The 17,188-nt window shown below is 59.2% G+C and carries 15 protein-coding genes; 8 read left to right on the forward strand and 7 right to left on the reverse strand.

Annotation, left to right across the window (positions count from 1 at the left end):
• Positions 1-104 precede the first annotated feature (104 nt).
• Positions 105-1,997 (forward strand): ATP-binding protein, encoded by a 1,893-nt coding sequence (locus HYN24_RS13050; protein ID WP_117609653.1) that lies wholly within the window; start codon positions 105-107, stop codon positions 1,995-1,997.
• 110 nt (positions 1,998-2,107) lie between these two features.
• The gene (locus tag HYN24_RS13055; protein ID WP_117608264.1) at positions 2,108-3,268 is read left to right on the forward strand and encodes an IS30 family transposase; all 1,161 of its coding nucleotides are present in this window, start codon (positions 2,108-2,110) and stop codon (positions 3,266-3,268) included.
• A gap of 32 nt (positions 3,269-3,300) precedes the next feature.
• On the opposite strand, the gene HYN24_RS13060 is transcribed toward HYN24_RS13055, so the two are convergent.
• The 5 genes from HYN24_RS13060 to HYN24_RS13080 all read right to left on the reverse strand — a co-directional run bounded on the left by HYN24_RS13060 (position 3,301) and on the right by HYN24_RS13080 (position 9,376).
• The gene (locus HYN24_RS13060; RefSeq protein WP_117609654.1) at positions 3,301-5,181 is read right to left on the reverse strand and encodes a potassium transporter Kup; all 1,881 of its coding nucleotides are present in this window, start codon (positions 5,179-5,181) and stop codon (positions 3,301-3,303) included.
• 9 nt (positions 5,182-5,190) lie between these two features.
• The gene (gene kdpE / locus HYN24_RS13065; protein WP_117609655.1) at positions 5,191-5,880 is read right to left on the reverse strand and encodes a two-component system response regulator KdpE; all 690 of its coding nucleotides are present in this window, start codon (positions 5,878-5,880) and stop codon (positions 5,191-5,193) included.
• Positions 5,877-7,349, reverse strand: coding sequence for a DUF4118 domain-containing protein (locus tag HYN24_RS13070; RefSeq protein WP_256372110.1), 1,473 nt, complete (start codon positions 7,347-7,349; stop codon positions 5,877-5,879). Before HYN24_RS13070 ends, kdpE begins: the two co-directional genes overlap by 4 nt.
• Positions 7,350-7,642: 293 nt before the next feature.
• A complete protein-coding gene (locus tag HYN24_RS13075; RefSeq protein WP_117609657.1) occupies positions 7,643-8,212 on the reverse strand; it encodes a lipocalin family protein in 570 nt (189 codons plus the stop codon).
• A 219-nt stretch (positions 8,213-8,431) separates the two neighbouring features.
• Entirely contained in the window at positions 8,432-9,376 is a 945-nt protein-coding gene (locus HYN24_RS13080; RefSeq protein ID WP_117610385.1) for an MBL fold metallo-hydrolase, read from the reverse strand.
• 67 nt (positions 9,377-9,443) lie between these two features.
• Between HYN24_RS13080 and HYN24_RS13085 the strand changes: the two genes are divergently transcribed.
• The gene (locus HYN24_RS13085; protein WP_117609658.1) at positions 9,444-10,280 is read left to right on the forward strand and encodes an alpha/beta fold hydrolase; all 837 of its coding nucleotides are present in this window, start codon (positions 9,444-9,446) and stop codon (positions 10,278-10,280) included.
• An 18-nt stretch (positions 10,281-10,298) separates the two neighbouring features.
• Here the strand turns inward: HYN24_RS13085 and HYN24_RS13090 are convergent, their stop codons facing one another.
• Both HYN24_RS13090 and msrA read right to left on the reverse strand, forming a co-directional pair.
• Positions 10,299-11,030: a transglycosylase SLT domain-containing protein gene (locus HYN24_RS13090; RefSeq protein WP_117610386.1), complete on the reverse strand. Its 732-nt coding sequence runs from the start codon at positions 11,028-11,030 to the stop codon at positions 10,299-10,301.
• Between the two features lie 424 nt (positions 11,031-11,454).
• Positions 11,455-12,006: a peptide-methionine (S)-S-oxide reductase MsrA gene (gene msrA / locus HYN24_RS13095; RefSeq protein ID WP_117609659.1), complete on the reverse strand. Its 552-nt coding sequence runs from the start codon at positions 12,004-12,006 to the stop codon at positions 11,455-11,457.
• Positions 12,007-12,125: 119 nt separating this feature from the next.
• Between msrA and glyQ the strand changes: the two genes are divergently transcribed.
• The 5 genes from glyQ to HYN24_RS13120 are packed head-to-tail and all read left to right on the forward strand — an operon-like array spanning position 12,126 to position 17,182.
• Positions 12,126-13,058, forward strand: a complete 933-nt coding sequence (gene glyQ / locus HYN24_RS13100; RefSeq protein ID WP_117609660.1) for a glycine--tRNA ligase subunit alpha — start codon at positions 12,126-12,128, stop codon at positions 13,056-13,058.
• A 2-nt stretch (positions 13,059-13,060) separates the two neighbouring features.
• A complete protein-coding gene (glyS, locus tag HYN24_RS13105) occupies positions 13,061-15,169 on the forward strand; it encodes a glycine--tRNA ligase subunit beta (protein WP_117609661.1) in 2,109 nt (702 codons plus the stop codon).
• Positions 15,170-15,184: 15 nt separating this feature from the next.
• Positions 15,185-15,736, forward strand: coding sequence for a D-glycero-beta-D-manno-heptose 1,7-bisphosphate 7-phosphatase (gene gmhB / locus HYN24_RS13110; RefSeq protein WP_117609662.1), 552 nt, complete (start codon positions 15,185-15,187; stop codon positions 15,734-15,736).
• Complete coding sequence (locus HYN24_RS13115; protein ID WP_117609663.1) at positions 15,733-16,485, forward strand: 1-acyl-sn-glycerol-3-phosphate acyltransferase; 753 nt, start codon at positions 15,733-15,735, stop codon at positions 16,483-16,485. Before gmhB ends, HYN24_RS13115 begins: the two co-directional genes overlap by 4 nt.
• A complete protein-coding gene (locus tag HYN24_RS13120; RefSeq protein WP_117610387.1) occupies positions 16,463-17,182 on the forward strand; it encodes a M48 family metallopeptidase in 720 nt (239 codons plus the stop codon). The genes HYN24_RS13115 and HYN24_RS13120 overlap by 23 nt, the downstream gene beginning before the upstream one ends.
• Positions 17,183-17,188 lie beyond the last annotated feature (6 nt).

A 17,188-nucleotide genomic window follows, 5' to 3' on the forward strand; every position in this document is an offset into this window, starting at 1 on the left:
ATTTCTTTCGCGGTGGCTGTCATTTTGCCCAAAGCCGGATCAGAATATGGAGCCAACGAGCGACGCTCCCTACATTTTCCGGATACAGAATCCCTTCTGCCTACATGAACAGGAATCTCTGGCAACAGCTCTATTTTCGACATGCAACGCTGACGTTCATCGTCATTACGCTGTTGTTGTTAGGTAGTGCGCTGTATTCGATCTGGCGCCTAACCGAATACAGCACGCAACAAAGCGTGCTCGAGACCACCGCCGCATCAAACCTTGCCATTACCCAGTTGATCGCGACCGAGGTATGGCCCAACCTGGCACCGCTGCTGCCGACAGCCGAAGTCAATGCCGAAGGCGCCCGCAGCAACCCCAACCTGCCAGCCATTGATGCCATCGTTCGGCGTTTCAGTCCGAATACCGACATTGTCAAACTCAAGATTTTCGACCTCAAGGGGCTGACGCTATATTCATCGGAAGCGCACCAGATTGGCGACGACAAATCGATGACCAATGGCTTTCGCAGTGCGCGCGAAGGAAAGCCCATCAGCGAACTCTCATTTCGCGAAAGTTTCATGAGCTTTGATGGCGCATTGCAGCGGCGGAACCTAGTATCGTCATATGTACCCGTTGTTCACAACGGAGAGTTGCGCAGCGTGGTCGAAATCTACACCGACCGCACGCGTGAGATCGAAATGACGGACCTGCAACTGACTGGCCTGTTGCACAAGCTGGTTGTGGTCTTCTTCCTGCTGTTTCTCATTTTGCTGGCTATCTTCCGCCAGACCGAACGGGCGCGCCGTGATCATGACCAGTCGCTGATCCGGCTAGCGGAAGAAAGTCGCCTTGCCCGCGAGGCGGCCGTACAGGCCAACCTGACCAAATCGCAGTTTCTGGCAACCATGAGCCATGAAATCCGCACGCCAATGAATGGCGTCATTGGCATGGCCAATTTGCTGCTCGACACCGATCTTCACGCCGAGCAGCGGGAGTTTGCCCGCAGCATTGCGGTCTCTGGCGAATCGCTGCTTGCCATCATCAACGACATCCTAGACCTGTCAAAGATCGAGGCCGGACGCATGGAGTTTGAAACGTATCCATTTTCAGTGCGTGACATGCTCGATGCCATCGATTCGCTACTCAAGGTGCGCGTACAGGAAAAGGGCATTCGCCTTGTACTGGATATCGCCCCTGCCGCCGAGGGTCTTTTTCTTGGCGACGGAACGCGCGTACGCCAGATTCTGCTTAATCTGGCAGGCAACGCCGTCAAGTTCACCGAGAAGGGAGAGGTGCGCATTACCGTAACTCCAACGCCGAGAGGGTTGCTGTTCGAGGTGTCCGACACGGGTATCGGCATCCCCCCGGATGCGGTCCAGCGCCTATTTGCCAGTTTCAGTCAGGTCGATGCATCGACAACGCGCCGCTTCGGCGGGACCGGCTTGGGCCTGGCAATCAGCAAGAAGCTGGCCGAGGGCATGGGGGGAAGTATAGGCATTGAAAGTGTACTCGGCGAAGGCAGCCGGTTTTGGGTGGAATTGCCACTAAGCGTATCTGCCGCAACCGAGAAAGACGAGCCGTTGGTCACCGACTCGACCGCACCGCAACAACGCTCAGCGCATGTATTGCTGGTGGAAGACAACCGGATCAACCAGAAAGTGGCCGGTGCCCTGCTCGGACGCCTTGGTCATACCTTTGACCTGGCCGAAAACGGTCGCCAAGGCGCTGAGGCGGCAGAAGCCAAGGCGTATGCGCTCATCCTGATGGACATGCAGATGCCGGAAATGGATGGCCTTGAAGCAACCCGCCGAATCCGCGCCGGCGAAGGTCCGAATGCCAATACCTGGATCATCGCGTTGACGGCGAATGCCATGCAGTCAGACCAGGATGCTTGTCGTGAGGCCGGCATGAACGACTTCCTGAGCAAGCCATTCAATCGCGAAGACCTGGCCGCAGCCCTGAATCGCGGACTGGAGTGCTCCAAAGCTGCCATTGGCGAAATCACCCAATAAGCCAACTGCTGCCGTTGAATATTGTCCCCGAATCAGTCTGCTTATATCCTGCGGATTCAACCGGTGGATGCAACACACTAGAATCTGCGTAAGCAGAAGGAGTGTTGCCAATGAAACAGAGAACCCGGATCTATTACACGGATAGCCAGAAGGCGCTGATGTGGGAACGCTGGCGCAAGGGCGACTCACTACAACAAATCGCCCAGCTCTTTGATCGAAATCACTCATCGGTTCAGGGAATCCTGGCCGAGACTGGCGGGATAACTCCGGCACTGCGATGTCGCTCCAAACGGGCATTGACACTTTCCGACCGGGAAGATATTTCGCGAGGTTTAGTTGCGGGCTGTTCCATCCGTGCGCTCGCTACTCAATTGAGGAGAGCGCCGTCCACCGTCAGTCGTGAAGTCAACCGCAATGGTGGCCGGGAGTGTTACCGAGCGACTCAAGCCGACCAGGCAACCTGGGCTCGGGCACTTCGCCCCAAGCCTTGCAAACTGGCTGAGAACCCTGAGCTGGCGCATATAGTGGCGAACAAGCTGCATTCGCTGTGGTCACCAGAACAGATTGCTGGCTGGCTCAAGCGGACCAACCCAGACAATGCGAGTCATCAGGTGTCACACGAGACTATCTATCGCACCCTCTATATTCAAACCCGAGGCGCTCTGAAGAAGGAGTTGCTGGCGTATTTGCGGCGGACGCGAGCCATGCGCCGCTCTCGCCATCACACACAAAAGACTGGCGATCACGGCCGAATCGTCGATGCTGTGTCAATCAGCGAACGGCCGGCCACGGCTGATGATCGGGCGGTGCCGGGGCACTGGGAAGGTGATCTGCTGTGCGGCAGCAAGAACAGTCAGATTGCGACGCTCGTCGAACGTCAATCGCGCTACCTGATGCTGGTCAAGCTCTCCGGCAAAGATACCGGGACCGTCACCAACGCCCTGATCAAAAACGCTCGTAAGTTGCCGCAAGAGCTCTACAAATCGCTGACCTGGGACCGGGGCAAGGAAATGGCTGGCCACAAGCGATTCACGCTGGCGACGGATATCCAAGTCTATTTCTGCGACCCCCATCACCCTTGGCAACGTGGAACGAATGAGAATACAAATGGACTGTTGCGCCAGTTTTTCCCAAAGGGAATTGACCTGTCCCCCTATTCGCAAGCGAAGCTGAGTGCCATTGCCCGGAAACTGAATGAGCGCCCTCGGAAAACACTAAACTACGAAACACCGGCACAACGTTTTTACCAAACCGTTGCATCCACCGGTTGAATCCGCATCCGTAAAGCGGCCGTTCGCTCACGCTACAGAACAACCTGCGAACCAAGTTCCACAACGCGGTTTGACGGAATCTTGAAAAACGCCGTCGCACTCCCTGCATTCCGGAACATCGCCACAAAAATCAACTCCCGCCAATAGGCCATTTCGGAACCGAGTTTCGGGATTAACGTCTCCCTGCCAAGGAAGAACGATGTATCCATCATGTCAATATCCAAGCCGGCCTCTGCACATAATTTCAGCGCAGCGGGGATATCCGGCTCATCCTTGAAACCATATTGAACGATGATTTGACTGAAGTTTCCATCTAAACGATGCACTTCGACCCGGTCCACATCGGGCACATAGGGCACATCGAACACTTCGACACTGAGAACGATGACCTGCTCGTGCAATGCTTTGTAATGTTTGAGGCTGTGTAGCATCGCATGTGGCACCAATTTGGGGTTTGGTGTCAGAAACACGGCGGTCCCCGCGACGCGCTCGACGCCACCCTCAGCAATGCTGGCGATGAACGAGTTCAACTCCATGGCATCTGCTGCCAGTCGTTCGCTGAGAAGTTCACGGCCACGCTTCCAGGTTGTGAGCAGAATGAAGATGGCCAGACCAAATACCAACGGGAACCAACCGCCGTCCGGAATTTTCACGGAATTGGCAAGGAAAAAGCCGAGGTCTATACAGATGAATGGCAAGGCGCCGAGAACCGCCCTCACGGGGCTCCAGCCCCAAAGTCGGATAGCTACGGCAATCGCCAGAATATTGGTAATCAACATCGTGCCCGTCACCGCAATCCCGTAGGCCGCAGCCAGATTCGACGACGAACCGAACTCGATAACGAGCGCGATGATAGCGACCAGCAATAGCCAGTTGATGCCCGGCAGATATATCTGGCCGATTTCCCTGTCCGAGGTATGCTGGATTTCCAGGCGCGGTGTGTAGCCCAGTTGAATTGCCTGCTGGGTAATCGAGAAGGCACCGGAAATGACGGCTTGCGAGGCGATAACGGAGGCGATCGTGGACAACATCACCAAGGGAAATATGGCCCATTCCGGCGCCAGTCGATAAAACGGATTCTCCACGGCGCTCGGATCGGCCAGCAACAGCGCGCCTTGGCCGAAGTAATTGATGAGCAAGGCCGGCATGACGTAACCCAGCCAGGCGTACTGAATCGGCTTGGCACCAAAGTGGCCCATGTCAGCATAAAGCGCTTCCGCACCAGTGATGCACAGAACCACCGCCCCCAAGGCAAAGAATCCGAGCAACGAGTTACCGGTGATGAACCAAAGTGCATGGAGCGGATTGACGGCCGCCAGTACCGCCGGGTTGTCGACGATAGCCAGGATCCCGAGCAGCGCCAACACTGCAAACCAGATAACCATGACCTGGCCGAACAGGGCGCCGACACTGGCGGTTCCGCGTCGCTGAAACAGGAACAGTCCGACCAGGACGACCAGCGAAATGGGCAGGATATAGGGCTTGAATGCGGGCGTGATGAGTTCCAGTCCCTCAACGGCAGAAAGAACGGAAATTGCCGGCGTGATTACGCCATCACCGTAAAACAATGCTGCGCCAAACAACCCCAGGATGACCAGCAGCTTCTGCTGCAAGGTGCCGGGCGTTCCTTTGTGCAGGGCCAAGGTCATCAGGGCGATGATGCCGCCCTCACCTTTATTGTTGGCGCGCATGATGAAGGAAACATACTTCACCGTCACCACGATGATGAGCGTCCAGAAAAAGAGCGAAAGGATACCCAGCACATTCTCCGGTGTAATTGGCACCGGATGGTGAGCTCCCCCGAAGACTTCCTTGATGGCGTAGAGGGGACTGGTGCCAATATCACCATAAACAACGCCGAGCGCCGCCATGGTCAGCGTCGCCAGACGCTTCTTGTCTTGTACTTGTTGCATGATTTTCCCTTAGGGCTGGAAGCGATAGCCCACACCGGTTTCAGTCAGAATATGTTTGGGTTGTGCTGGGTCGCCTTCCAGTTTTTGGCGGAGATGTCCGACATAGACCCGCAGATAGTGGCTGCTCTCGATATACGAAGGCCCCCAGATTTCCCTGAGCAAATTACGCTGTGTAAGCACTTTGCCGGGCTGTGCCAGCAAGGCCGATAACAAGCGATATTCGAGGGGTGTCAGATGCACTGGTTCACCCGCACGGCTGACTGCCCGCCGCGACAGGTCCACCATCACGGTGCCGAATTCGATGACAGGGGATGCCGTCTCACCGCTGCGGCTACGCCGCCGCAATAATGCGCGAACACGTGCGCGCAATTCTCCGACGCTGAAGGGCTTGGTCAGATAGTCGTCAGCACCGGCATCGAGGGCATCAATCTTGTCATTTTCCTGGGAGCGGGCCGAGAGAATGAGGACAGGCACATCCGACCAGCCACGCAGGTCACGGATCAGGTCAATACCGTTTCCATCCGGAAGTCCAAGGTCCAGAATGAGCAAATCCGGCTTCCGGGAACCTGCCTCAATCAGGCCATGTGCCATGGTTTCAGCTTCAGCGACCTGACACCCCTCTTCTTCCAGCGCAGCTCGCACAAAACGGCGAATCTGCTTTTCATCCTCGATCACCAGAACTTTGGCGGGCGTATTCATGCCGGTTCCTCCTCGACGACAGGGGGATTGCCAACGGGTAGGGTAAAAGTGACACAAGCACCACCGTCGGGCCGATTCTCGGCATGAATATGCCCGCCATGCGCTTCCACGATCGCCTTACAGATAGCCAGACCCAAGCCAACGCCCGGTTTGCCCGACTCGGCTTGGCCCCGAACGAACATGTTGAACAGTTCATCGCCGCGATGCTCCGGAAATCCAATGCCACGATCCTTGACCATCACTGCGACAGTGTTGCCGGTACGTTGCGCCGACAGTTCAATCGAGGTGTGAGGCGGCGCATATTTCGCGGCGTTCTCCAGCAGATTGCAGAGCACACGCTCGACCAGCACCGCATCGAATTCAAGGAGCGGCAAATCGGCCGGCAATTCAACCTTGACCGGGTGGTCAGCCAAGGCGTTACCAAGCAGCTTGATACCAGCACCCACGACTTCTTCCAGGGGCTGCCACTCTCGACGGAGCGTCACTTCACCGGCATTGAGACGGGCCATGTCAAGCAGGTTGCCAACCATTCCAGCCAGCCGAGCCGACTGCTCGTGCAGCGCCTGCGCTGTTTCCAGTGCCGCCGAAGGCAAAGCCGGTTTAATCAGAAATAGCGAGTCAGCCAGTCCAACCATTGCCGTCAGGGGGGTTCGCAGGTCGTGAGAAAGCGCAGACAAAATCGAACTGCGCAGCCGCTCGGTCAGCATCTTGACCTCGGTAGCCTGGGCAATCTCGACGTAGTGCAGGCGTTCCAAAGCGACCGCCAGCAATGAAGCCAGTGCTTCAAGCAGGGAAATCGTATCCGACGATGGCTCAGTGGAATTGTCGGCAAAGCGCACAGCCAATACACCGCGAATTCGCATGGAAGCGTGGAGCGGCAGATAGAGCGGGGCATAGCCCATGCCGCTCATTTCATCGCTGCGAACCAGTTTGCCGCTCTCCAGGGCAACTTTCGCCAAATGGCTTTCAATAGGCAGCGAACAGGCAGGACTCGTGCGGGCCAAATTCTTCCGGAGATCGTCCGGGACCAAGATGGCACATTCGGCCGCTAACTGCTCTTTGACAAACCCTTTGGCAATTTCGACCACCTGTTCCGTGGTCAGCGTTCCGGCCAGTTGGCGAGCCAACTGATAAAGGCCTTCGGTACGCTGCTCGCGTTGTTCCGCTTCCAGTGCCTTCTGTCGCAGAACCGACGTGAAGTGAGCGGTGGTCAGGCCGGTGACCAGCATCACCGCAAATGTGACCAGATACTGAATATCGCTGACCGCAAGTGAAAAGCGCGGTGCAACGAAAAATACGTCAAACAGCAGAACGCTGAGAATTGAGGCCAATACGGCAGCGTTCCGGCCAAGTTTGACCGCAATGACCAGAACGGCCAGCAGGAAGAGCATCACGATGTTTGCCAGGTCGAGATGACCAAGCAAGGGGGTAGCGACGAGCGTAGTGCCGATGCAAATGACAACGGTCAGGCCGTAATTTTTAACGCCGACCGTTCATTCGTTGTGGTGGAGGATTCCATGTCGCGTTTCCTCAGATGGGATAGCTAAAGACTAGGCTTCCCCGTGTAAAAACGCTGACTATTCTGGCGATTACGCCGTAAAAATGTTGTAAAAATCCCGTACCGCAGTGAAGGTCTGTTGGCGACAAGTGAGCGGACAGACATAGTCGAGCGATGGACTGGCCGCTCCGGGCGCCGAAGCGACTTCCCTCCGCTCAGACTCAACGCCGGAAAGCAGTCACCAGCGAGACAAGGCACGATCCATCAATCCTGCTGCGTCACTTCCAGCTTATGAAGGTCAAATGCTTTCTGCCGCAACTTGGTCAAGAGCGCGCTGTAGCTGACGGGGTCAACCTTGGGTGTCCGGGAGAGGATCCACAGGTATTCTCTTTTCGGTTCGCTGACCGCGACTAACTGGTAGTCGTCATCGAGTTCAATGACCCAATAGTCGCCCCACACGAATGGCAGGAATGACAGCCATGCGGGTGCGAATCGGACTTCCAGCTTCGCGGACGTGGTAGGGCCAACCTGCCTGGCCACCCCAATCGCCTCGGTCATGTCGCCCCCCGCAATGCGGCAACGGTTAATGACCTTTACCCGGCCATCACTCATGGGACTGTAATCTGCCCTGGTGCCCCCAGTGCATTTTTTCTGAAACCAGTTGGGGTATTTGGCGATTTCGTACCAGGTACCCATATAGCGGGCGACATCCAGGGAGGGAATCGTTCTCACCGCATTACTTGAGCCTGGCGGTTCATTGTCTGCCGCACTGCCATTGGCCATGGTGCTGAGCACGCCAAGGCAGAGCACGGTTGCAAGCAAACTATTTTTCATGAAGTGGCATCTCGATTGGAAGGTTATCCCGCAGGTTCAAGCATTGACGTCACCACGCTAACACTTAAGCAGCAGTGAGACATGCGCAATTCGGACGGGTTTCATCGACGATTGCAGGAGGCCGACTCCCGGCATCGACACCCCACATGCCTTAGATTGTCGTCTCCTGCACTATGGCAGCCACAACTGCGCCGGGCTCAAGGCCCGGCGATCAGCCAATCATGCGGGGTGATCGAGCCACCAGGTCAGCCCCTGAACATTGAGCTCAAGATCGGTGGCGAGAATCTCCAGGATCGTTGCTTCGGGCAGCGCACAGCCGTGGCTGCGCAGTTCGGCCAGGATATAGGCGGTCAGGTCCTGTTTGGTCGCCGCATGGCGTTTTTCGCCGTCATTGGCGTGAGCTTGGGCGATGGCGATGTGCCGGTCGAGCCGACGATGCAGATCGACCGCCTTGGCTGGCAGGTCAGTGACTTGCGCGTAGTGGGTGAGGTACATGGCGGATGGCTGGTAGCTCATCAGACGGTCGATGGAGGCACGCATTTCGGCCGGATCGAACTGGGATGGACTGGTCGTCGGCAGGATGAACTGGCGGCCATCGACATCGAATTCGCGGTAGGACAGGCCAAACATGTCGCCTGTAAAGATGGCGCTGGCCTGACGGTCGATGATGCAGATGTGGTGCTTGGCATGGCCCGGCGTGTCGATCATCAGCAATTCGCGACCACCCAGTTGCAGGGTCAGACCCTCGTGGGCGTCGATGATACGCTCGGCAGCAATAGGCAGAATCTCGCCATAGACGGTGTCGACGTATTCCTTGCCATAAACGGCAGTAACGCCAGCCACCAGTTTGGACGGCTCGGCCATATGGCGTGAACCGCGCGGATGAACCACCAGCTTGGCATTGGGAAATTCGCGCATGAGCGCCCCGGCACCACCGGCGTGGTCGAGGTGGATGTGGGTGAGGATGACGTAATCGACCGCATCGCGGCCCAGCCCGATCTTGTCGAGGGCAGCGATGACATTGGGCAGCGAGTCGTTGCTGCCGGTATCAACGAAAGCAACGCGGCCATTATCGACAATCATGTGGATAGCGGCCAGGATCGGGCGCACATAGCCGGCGTCGAAGGCAATGATGCCGTTGCCGTAGTCTCTCCAGTCGAACATTTCCATACTCCTCCGTATTGATGGCGGCGATTATACTGGCGGCTTTGCAATTTCACAGAGCCGAGCGATGACCCATTTCGTGGCCGACGATGGCGAGAGGATTCACGTCAAACTATCCGGCGAAGGTTCGCCGCTGATCCTCCTCCATGGCTGGACGTCGAGCAGTCAGGAATGGTTCCCCTTCATGGCCGATCTCAATGCACGGCACCGCGTCTATCGCTGGGATGCCCGTGGTCACGGCGGCCATACGCTGAACCACCCCGGCTCGGCGACAGTCGAGCGCATGGCGCGCGACCTCAAGAACCTGATTGACCATTACGGCCTGCACGATGCCACCGCCGTCGGCCACTCGATGGGCGCCCTGACCCTCTGGCAATACCTGCGCGACCACGGCACACATGGCCTTGGCAAGCTCTGCCTGATCGACCAGTCACCCAAACTGCTGACAGCCGACGACTGGGAACACGGAATTTACGGGGATTTTGGCAGCGATCGTAACCACCAGCTGGTTTCGTGGCTGAACGATGACTTTGCCGAAGGTGTGCTGAAACTGACGGCACACGGCCTGAACAAGCGCGCCGAAGAAAAATACCTGCAAAATGCATCAGGGTGGGAGCGCTCGCGCGCCGCCTTGCGCGCCCAGGACCCGGAACCGTTGATCAATTGCTGGCTGAGCCTGACCGCCGCCGACTATCGCGACGTGCTAGCCAATATCCCGCTACCGACCCTCTTGGTCTATGGCGGTGAGAGCAACTTCTACCATGCTTCGACGGCGCATTACGTGGCCGACAACATTCCGAACGCCGTGCTGCGCATTTATGAAGGCACCGACCATTCGCCACACCAGTGGCAGCGCGAACGCTTCGTCCGCGAACTGCTGGAATTTATTGACGAAGGGCGCTGAACTCAACGCCCTGACCGCTTAGCCGGTCTTGGCCTGGCTCGCCGCCGAGGCCTGCGTACCACCAGTGGCGCGCAGATGCTGGACGGCCTGCTCGATACGCTGACGCTCGGCCAGCACCTTGACCGCATAGCGCCGGCCCGGATCGCTGCTCGCCCCGCCAAACTGCTGCAGGCCGCTTTCCAGCCCGCCATTGCGACGGATCGACTCTTTCAGGACTTTGGCACCAACCTGAACATTGATCACCGGATTGAGGAAGGCTGCCTGATCGGCATCTTCCGGCAATTTGTCCTGATGGAACTGCGGCATCACCTGCATCAGCCCCTTGGCGCCGACAACGCTTTCGGAAAACGGGTTGAAGCGCGACTCGATACCGATCACCGCGATGATCAGGAGGGGATCAAGCTTCAACTGGCGGCCGGTCGCCTGCGCCGTCGCGAAGATCGGCTGAAGCGCATCGGATGAGACGTGATAGCGCCGGGAAACATAATCCATGGCGCCGAGCATGCGGGCATTGAGGGCCTCGCTTGCCGGTTCGTCGGAGACGGCAAAATCTTCGTCGTCGACAGAAACTTCCTCGGACAGCGGCAGAATCGCCTTCAAGCCCCCGAGCAGGGTCTGGTTGCCGCTTTGCAGGCCAGCCAAGGAAAGGACAAACAGGATGCCCGCAAACATCAGGGCTTTCTGGAACAGAGCCGAGGCGGCGTTGGAAAGCCGCAGCATCGACATGGGGAGAACTGTTGAGGTAATCATGCGACCTCCTTCACTGTTGCCACTGTCGACAAACATCGTCTGACAGCGAACGGTTACAGGGGGTACGACATCGGCCAGGCTCCGGAAAAAGGGGCGCTGGAGACCGCAGCCAGACAGGGAATTTGCCGCGGAAACCGATGCTGCACCGCAGCATTAATTGCAGTGTATTGATTTATATAGATATTGTCAATATCGCACCCAACAGCAGCGGGATCTGGTGTTGCATTGCCGCAACAATTTCACGCGTTATGCGGGGTTGGGGGCCAGGGTTTTGGCTGCCCTGGTTAGGCTGATCGCCTGATTGACTCAGGGTTCTGCCCTTGAGGGGGCATCCCACTTTTTCTTGTTTCGCCAGAAGAAAGTACGCCTGCCAGCAAGGCGGAACTCCAAGCCAATTTACAAGGCCCACCCATCAAAACACGGCTCACCCAACCTTGAGCCGATCGGCAAAAGCCAGCCGCAATTTCTGCGCCTTGGGTGCCACCACCGCCATGCAATACCCCTGATAGGGATTACGACGAAAATACTGATGGTGGTATTCCTCCGCGACAAAGAAGGTCGACGCCGGGCTGACCTCGGTCACGATGGGAGAGGACCAGACCCCCTCAGCGTTGAGGCGGCCGATCATCGCCTCGGCCACCGCCTGCTGGCCGGCATCATGAAAGAAAATCGCCGAGCGGTATTGCGTTCCGACATCATGCCCCTGACGATTCAGGGTTGTCGGATCGTGGATGGCGAAGAAGGCGGACAACAGGGTCTCGAAATCGATAATGGCCGGGTCGAACTCAAGTTCGACGACCTCGGCATGCCCCGTATTGCCGCGACAGACCGCCTCGTAGGTCGGTTGTGGATCGTCCCCGCCCATATAGCCGGGCCGCACCCCAACAACCCCCTTCAACTGTTCGAAAGCCGCCTCCAGGCACCAGAAGCAACCACCCGCAAGGGTCGCCGTTTGCACATTCGTCGATTTCTGCATCTGCAATCTCTCTCTTTATCCTGATATCCCGCAGACAGCATGCCGCCGCCTTCGTTCCGCGCCATCCGTGGCAAAAGCAAGTAAAATCGTGTGTCTCAGAACATCACCGATTGCGTCCGATGAGCACTGCCAAAAAACCGACCTTTCAGGAAATCATCCTGCGCCTGCAGCAATACTGGAGCGACAAGGGCTGCGCCCTGCTCCAGCCCTACGATATGGAAGTCGGCGCCGGCACCAGCCACACCGCCACCTTCCTGCGCGCCATCGGCCCCGAGCCGTGGAAAGCCGCCTACGTGCAACCGTCGCGCCGGCCCAAGGATGGCCGCTACGGCGAGAATCCGAACCGCATGCAGCATTATTACCAGTATCAGGTGGTGTTGAAGCCGGCTCCGGACAATATCCTCGAACTGTACCTCGGCTCGCTCGAAGCCCTCGGCTTCGATTTGAAGAAAAACGACGTGCGCTTCGTCGAGGACGACTGGGAAAATCCGACCCTGGGGGCCTGGGGCCTTGGTTGGGAAGTCTGGATGAACGGCATGGAAGTGACCCAGTTCACCTATTTCCAGCAGGTCGGCGGCATCGACTGCAAGCCGATCACCGGGGAAATCACCTACGGTATCGAACGCCTCGCCATGTACCTGCAGGGCGTTGAAAACGTTTTCGACCTGACGTGGACGGAAGGCCTGACCTACGGCGACGTCTATCACCAGAACGAAGTCGAGCAATCGGCCTACAACTTCGAACACAGCAACGTCGAGTTCCTCTTCCACGCTTTCGGCAAGCACGAAGAAACCGCCGTCCATCTGATGGCCCAGCAACTGGCCCTGCCCGCCTACGAACAGGTGCTCAAAGCCGCCCACACTTTCAACCTGCTCGACGCCCGGGGCGCCATCTCGGTGACCGAGCGTGCCGCCTATATCGGCCGCATCCGCAATCTCGCCCGCGCCGTCGCCCAGGCCTACCTCGACAGCCGCGCCCGCCTCGGCTTCCCGATGGCCCCCAAGGAATGGGCCGCAGAAGTCCTCGCCCAGATTGAAAAGAAAGCTGCTTGAAGATGACCGCCAAGAATCTGCTCGTTGAACTGTTTGTCGAAGAACTGCCGCCCAAGGCACTCAAGAAGCTCGGTGAAGTATTTGCCGCCACCCTTGCTGCGTCGCTGAAAAACAGCGGCCTCGCCACCGCCGCTGCAAGCGTCACCGCCTACGCCTCGCCGCGCCGCCTCGCCGCCCACGTCACCGATGTCGCCGCCGTCGCCGCCGACAAGCCGGTCGTCCAGAAGCTCATGCCGGTTGCCGTCGGCCTCGACGCTGCCGGTAACGCCACCCCCGCCCTGCTCAAGAAACTCGCTGCCCTCGGTGCCGATGCCTCCTGCGTCCCGGCACTGCGCCGTGAGAACGACGGCAAGGCCGACATCCTGTTCTACGACAGTCTGGCCAAGGGCGCGACACTGGCCGAAGGCCTGCAGAAGGCGCTCGAAGCCGCACTCGCCGCACTGCCCATCCCCAAGGTCATGAGCTACCAGTTGCAGGACGGCTGGAGCAGCGTCAATTTCGTGCGCCCGGCCCATGGCCTGGTCGCCCTGCACGGTGACGATGTCGTGCCGCTCGCCATTCTCGGGCTGAACGCCGGTCGTGAAACACACGGCCACCGCTTCGAAGCGGCCATCGATCCGGTCGTTCTCGCCAATGCCGACGAATATGCCGGCAAGCTGGCCACCTATGGTGCCGTGATTGCCTCCTTCGCCGAACGCCGGGCGGAAATCGTCCGCCAGCTCGACGCCGCTGCCGCCAAGGCTGGCGGCAAGCCGATTGACGACGACGCTCTGCTCGATGAAGTGACCGCACTGGTCGAACGCCCGAACGTCCTGATCGGCCAGTTTGAAGAAGAATTCCTCGCCGTGCCGCAGGAATGTCTAATTCTCACCATGAAGGCCAACCAGAAGTATTTCCCCCTGCTCGACGCCGCTGGCAAGCTGACCAACAAGTTCCTGGTCGTCAGCAACATCAGCCCGGAAGATGCTTCTGCCGTGATCGGCGGCAACGAACGCGTCGTCCGCCCGCGCCTGGCAGACGCCAAGTTCTTCTTCGACCAGGATCGCAAGAAGTCGCTGGAAAGCCGCGTTGCCGGCCTCGGCAAGGTGGTCTATCACAACAAGCTGGGTACCCAGGGCGAGCGCGTCCAGCGTGTCGCCGCGATTGCCCGCGCCATCGCCGACCATCTTGGCGGCGGCGAACTGGCCCACCATGCCGAACAGGCCGCCGTGCTGGCCAAGGCCGACCTGCTCACCGACATGGTCGGCGAATTCCCTGAACTGCAGGGCATCATGGGCCGCTATTACGCGCTGCATGACGGCCTCGCCGAGGCGGTTGCCGATGCCGTCGAAGATCATTACAAACCCCGCTTTGCCGGTGACAGCCTGCCGCGCGGCCAAGTTGGCACGGTCGTCGCACTGGCCGACAAGCTGGAAACCCTGGTCGGCATGTTCGGCATCGGCCAGATCCCGACCGGTGACCGCGACCCCTTCGCGCTGCGCCGGCATGCGCTGGGCACCATCCGCATGCTCAGCGAAGGCAATCTGGACTTGCCGCTCAATTCCCTGCTGGCCGTTGCCGGCCGCGCCTTTGCCAGCGTGGAAGGTTTCAAGAGCGCCGAAGCAGAACTGGCCGACTTCATTTACGACCGCCTCGCCGGCAGCCTGCGCGAGCAGGGTTATACGGCGCAGGAAGTCGATGCCGTGGTCAGCCAGCGGCCGCAACGCCTCGGCGACATTCCCAAGCGCCTGGCCGCCGTCCGCGCCTTCTCGGCACTGCCCGAAGGCGCCGCCCTGGCTGCGGCCAACAAGCGGGTCGGCAACATCCTCAAAAAGGTTGAAAACGCGGTTGAAGCGACGGTCGATAACGCCCTGCTCAGGGAAGCTGCCGAAGTCGCCCTGCATGACGCCCTCGTCGAGGTCGTGCCGCAGGCCGATGCCGCCTTCGTCACCGGTGACTACACCGAATCGCTGCAGGCCCTGGCCGCTTTGCGCGCCCCGGTCGATGCCTTCTTCGATGGCGTTATGGTCAATGCCGACGATCCAGCCCTGCGCGCCAACCGTCTCGGCCTGCTCGCCAAGCTGCATGCGGCGATGAACAAGGTGGCCGACATTTCGAAATTGTCGGCTTAAGCCAGGGAGCCTGCCATGCCCACCAAGCTCGTCATCCTCGACCGCGACGGGGTCATCAACTTCGATTCGGCCCAGTTCATCAAGAGCCCGGCCGAATGGAAGCCGATCCCGGGCAGCCTGGAGGCGATAGCCCGCCTCACCCAGTGTGGCTACAAGGTGGTCGTGGCAACCAACCAGTCGGGCGTCGGCCGCGGCCTGTTCGACATGGAAACGCTCAACCAGATCCACAGCAAGATGCACAAGGCAGTCGTGGCCCTGGGCGGGCGGATCGACGCCATTTTCTATTGCCCGCATGCGGCCGATTCGAAATGTGAATGCCGCAAACCGAACCCCGGCATGTTCAAGCGCATTTCCGACACACTCAACATCGACCTCAAGGGCGTCCCGGCTATTGGCGATTCGCTGCGCGACCTTCAGGCCTGCGCCGCCTACGGCTGTCAGCCGATGCTGGTGATGACCGGCAAGGGCGAAAAAACCAAGGCCGAAGGCAGCCTGCCCGCGGGCACCCTGGAGTTCAAGGACCTGTCGGCAGCCATCGACGCCATCCTCAAGGAAACCACGCCATGAAGACCCTGCGCTCGACGCTGTTCATGGCCTACGCCATCGTCTGGTCGGTGCTCTCGGCTCCGCTGGTGGTGATCGCCGCCCTGCTCCTGCGCGGTCTCTGGGGCTATCGCTTCGGCAAGCTGTGGCGCCTCGGCATGCAGTTCGGCGTCGAAAACATCCTCGGCATCCGCCCCAAGGTTATCGGTCTCGAAAACATGCCGGCTGAGCCGTGCGTCATCCTGGCCAAGCACCAGTCAGCCTGGGAAACGATGACGATCCAGGACCTCGTGCCGAATGGCGCCTACTGCGTTTTCGTCCTCAAAAAGGAACTGCTGCGCGTACCGCTGATCGGCTGGGGCCTGGCTGCCATGAAAATGATTTCAATCGACCGTGCCGCCGGCAAGGATGCCCTCGACCAGGTCGTCACCCAGGGCCGGGAACGCCTGCAGCAGGGCTTCTACGTCATCCTCTTCCCCGAGGGCACACGCGTCGCCCCGGGCCACAAGAAACGCTACAAGCCGGGTGGCGCCTACCTTGCCACCCACGTCGGCTGCAAGGTCGTGCCGGTCGCCCACGATGCAGGCGAACTGTGGCCGCGCCAGGCCTTCCTGAAAACGCCCGGCACCGTCACCATGAGTATCGGCCCGGCTTTCGACGCCACCGGCATGTCCGAGGCCGAAGTCAATCAGCGCGCCGAGGCGTGGATCGAGGACGAGATGCACCGCATTTCGCCGCATCGTTACTCGAATGCCTCGCATAACGCCACCTGAGCCACCCCGCAGCATCGTCATTGCCGGCCAGGCGGTCGCCTATCAGCTCAGACGCAGCCAGCGCCGGACCATCGGCTTATCGGTCGATCATCGCGGCTTGCGGGTTGCCGCACCCACACGCGCCCGCCTCGGCGACATCGAAAGCCTGATTCACGAACACGGCCAGTGGGTGATCGACAAGCTGGCGGCCTGGCGCGACCGTGTCACACTGGGGCCGCTTGTAGTCTCCGACGGCACCGTGATCGAGGCACTCGGCGAGCCATTGACTGTAACGCTGACCAGCATCGGGCGCAGTCGCTGGCAGTTTGGCCCGGGCACGATTTACCTGCGCCCCGACATCACGCACAGCGCCAACGCCTTGCTCGAAGCTGCCCTGCGCGACAAAGCCCGCACCGTCTTTGCCGAGCGCCTGGACCATTTCGCGCCGCTGCTTGGCGTCGCCCTGCCACCGCTGCGCCTGTCCTCGGCCCGCACCCGCTGGGGCAGTTGCAGTCACCGGGGCGGCATCGCCCTGAACTGGCGACTTGTACTCATGCCACTGGCCATCGTCGATTACGTTGTCTGCCATGAACTGGCGCATCTCAAGGAAATGAACCACAGCCCGCGCTTCTGGTCTGTGGTGGAACAACTCTGTCCGGACTGGAAGGCGCGGCGACTTGAACTGCGCCAGCTGGCCCGAAAAATTCCCCAGCTTTAAGGAAAA

It is taken from the genome of Dechloromonas sp. HYN0024, from assembly GCF_003441615.1.
Lineage (GTDB): Bacteria > Pseudomonadota > Gammaproteobacteria > Burkholderiales > Rhodocyclaceae > Azonexus.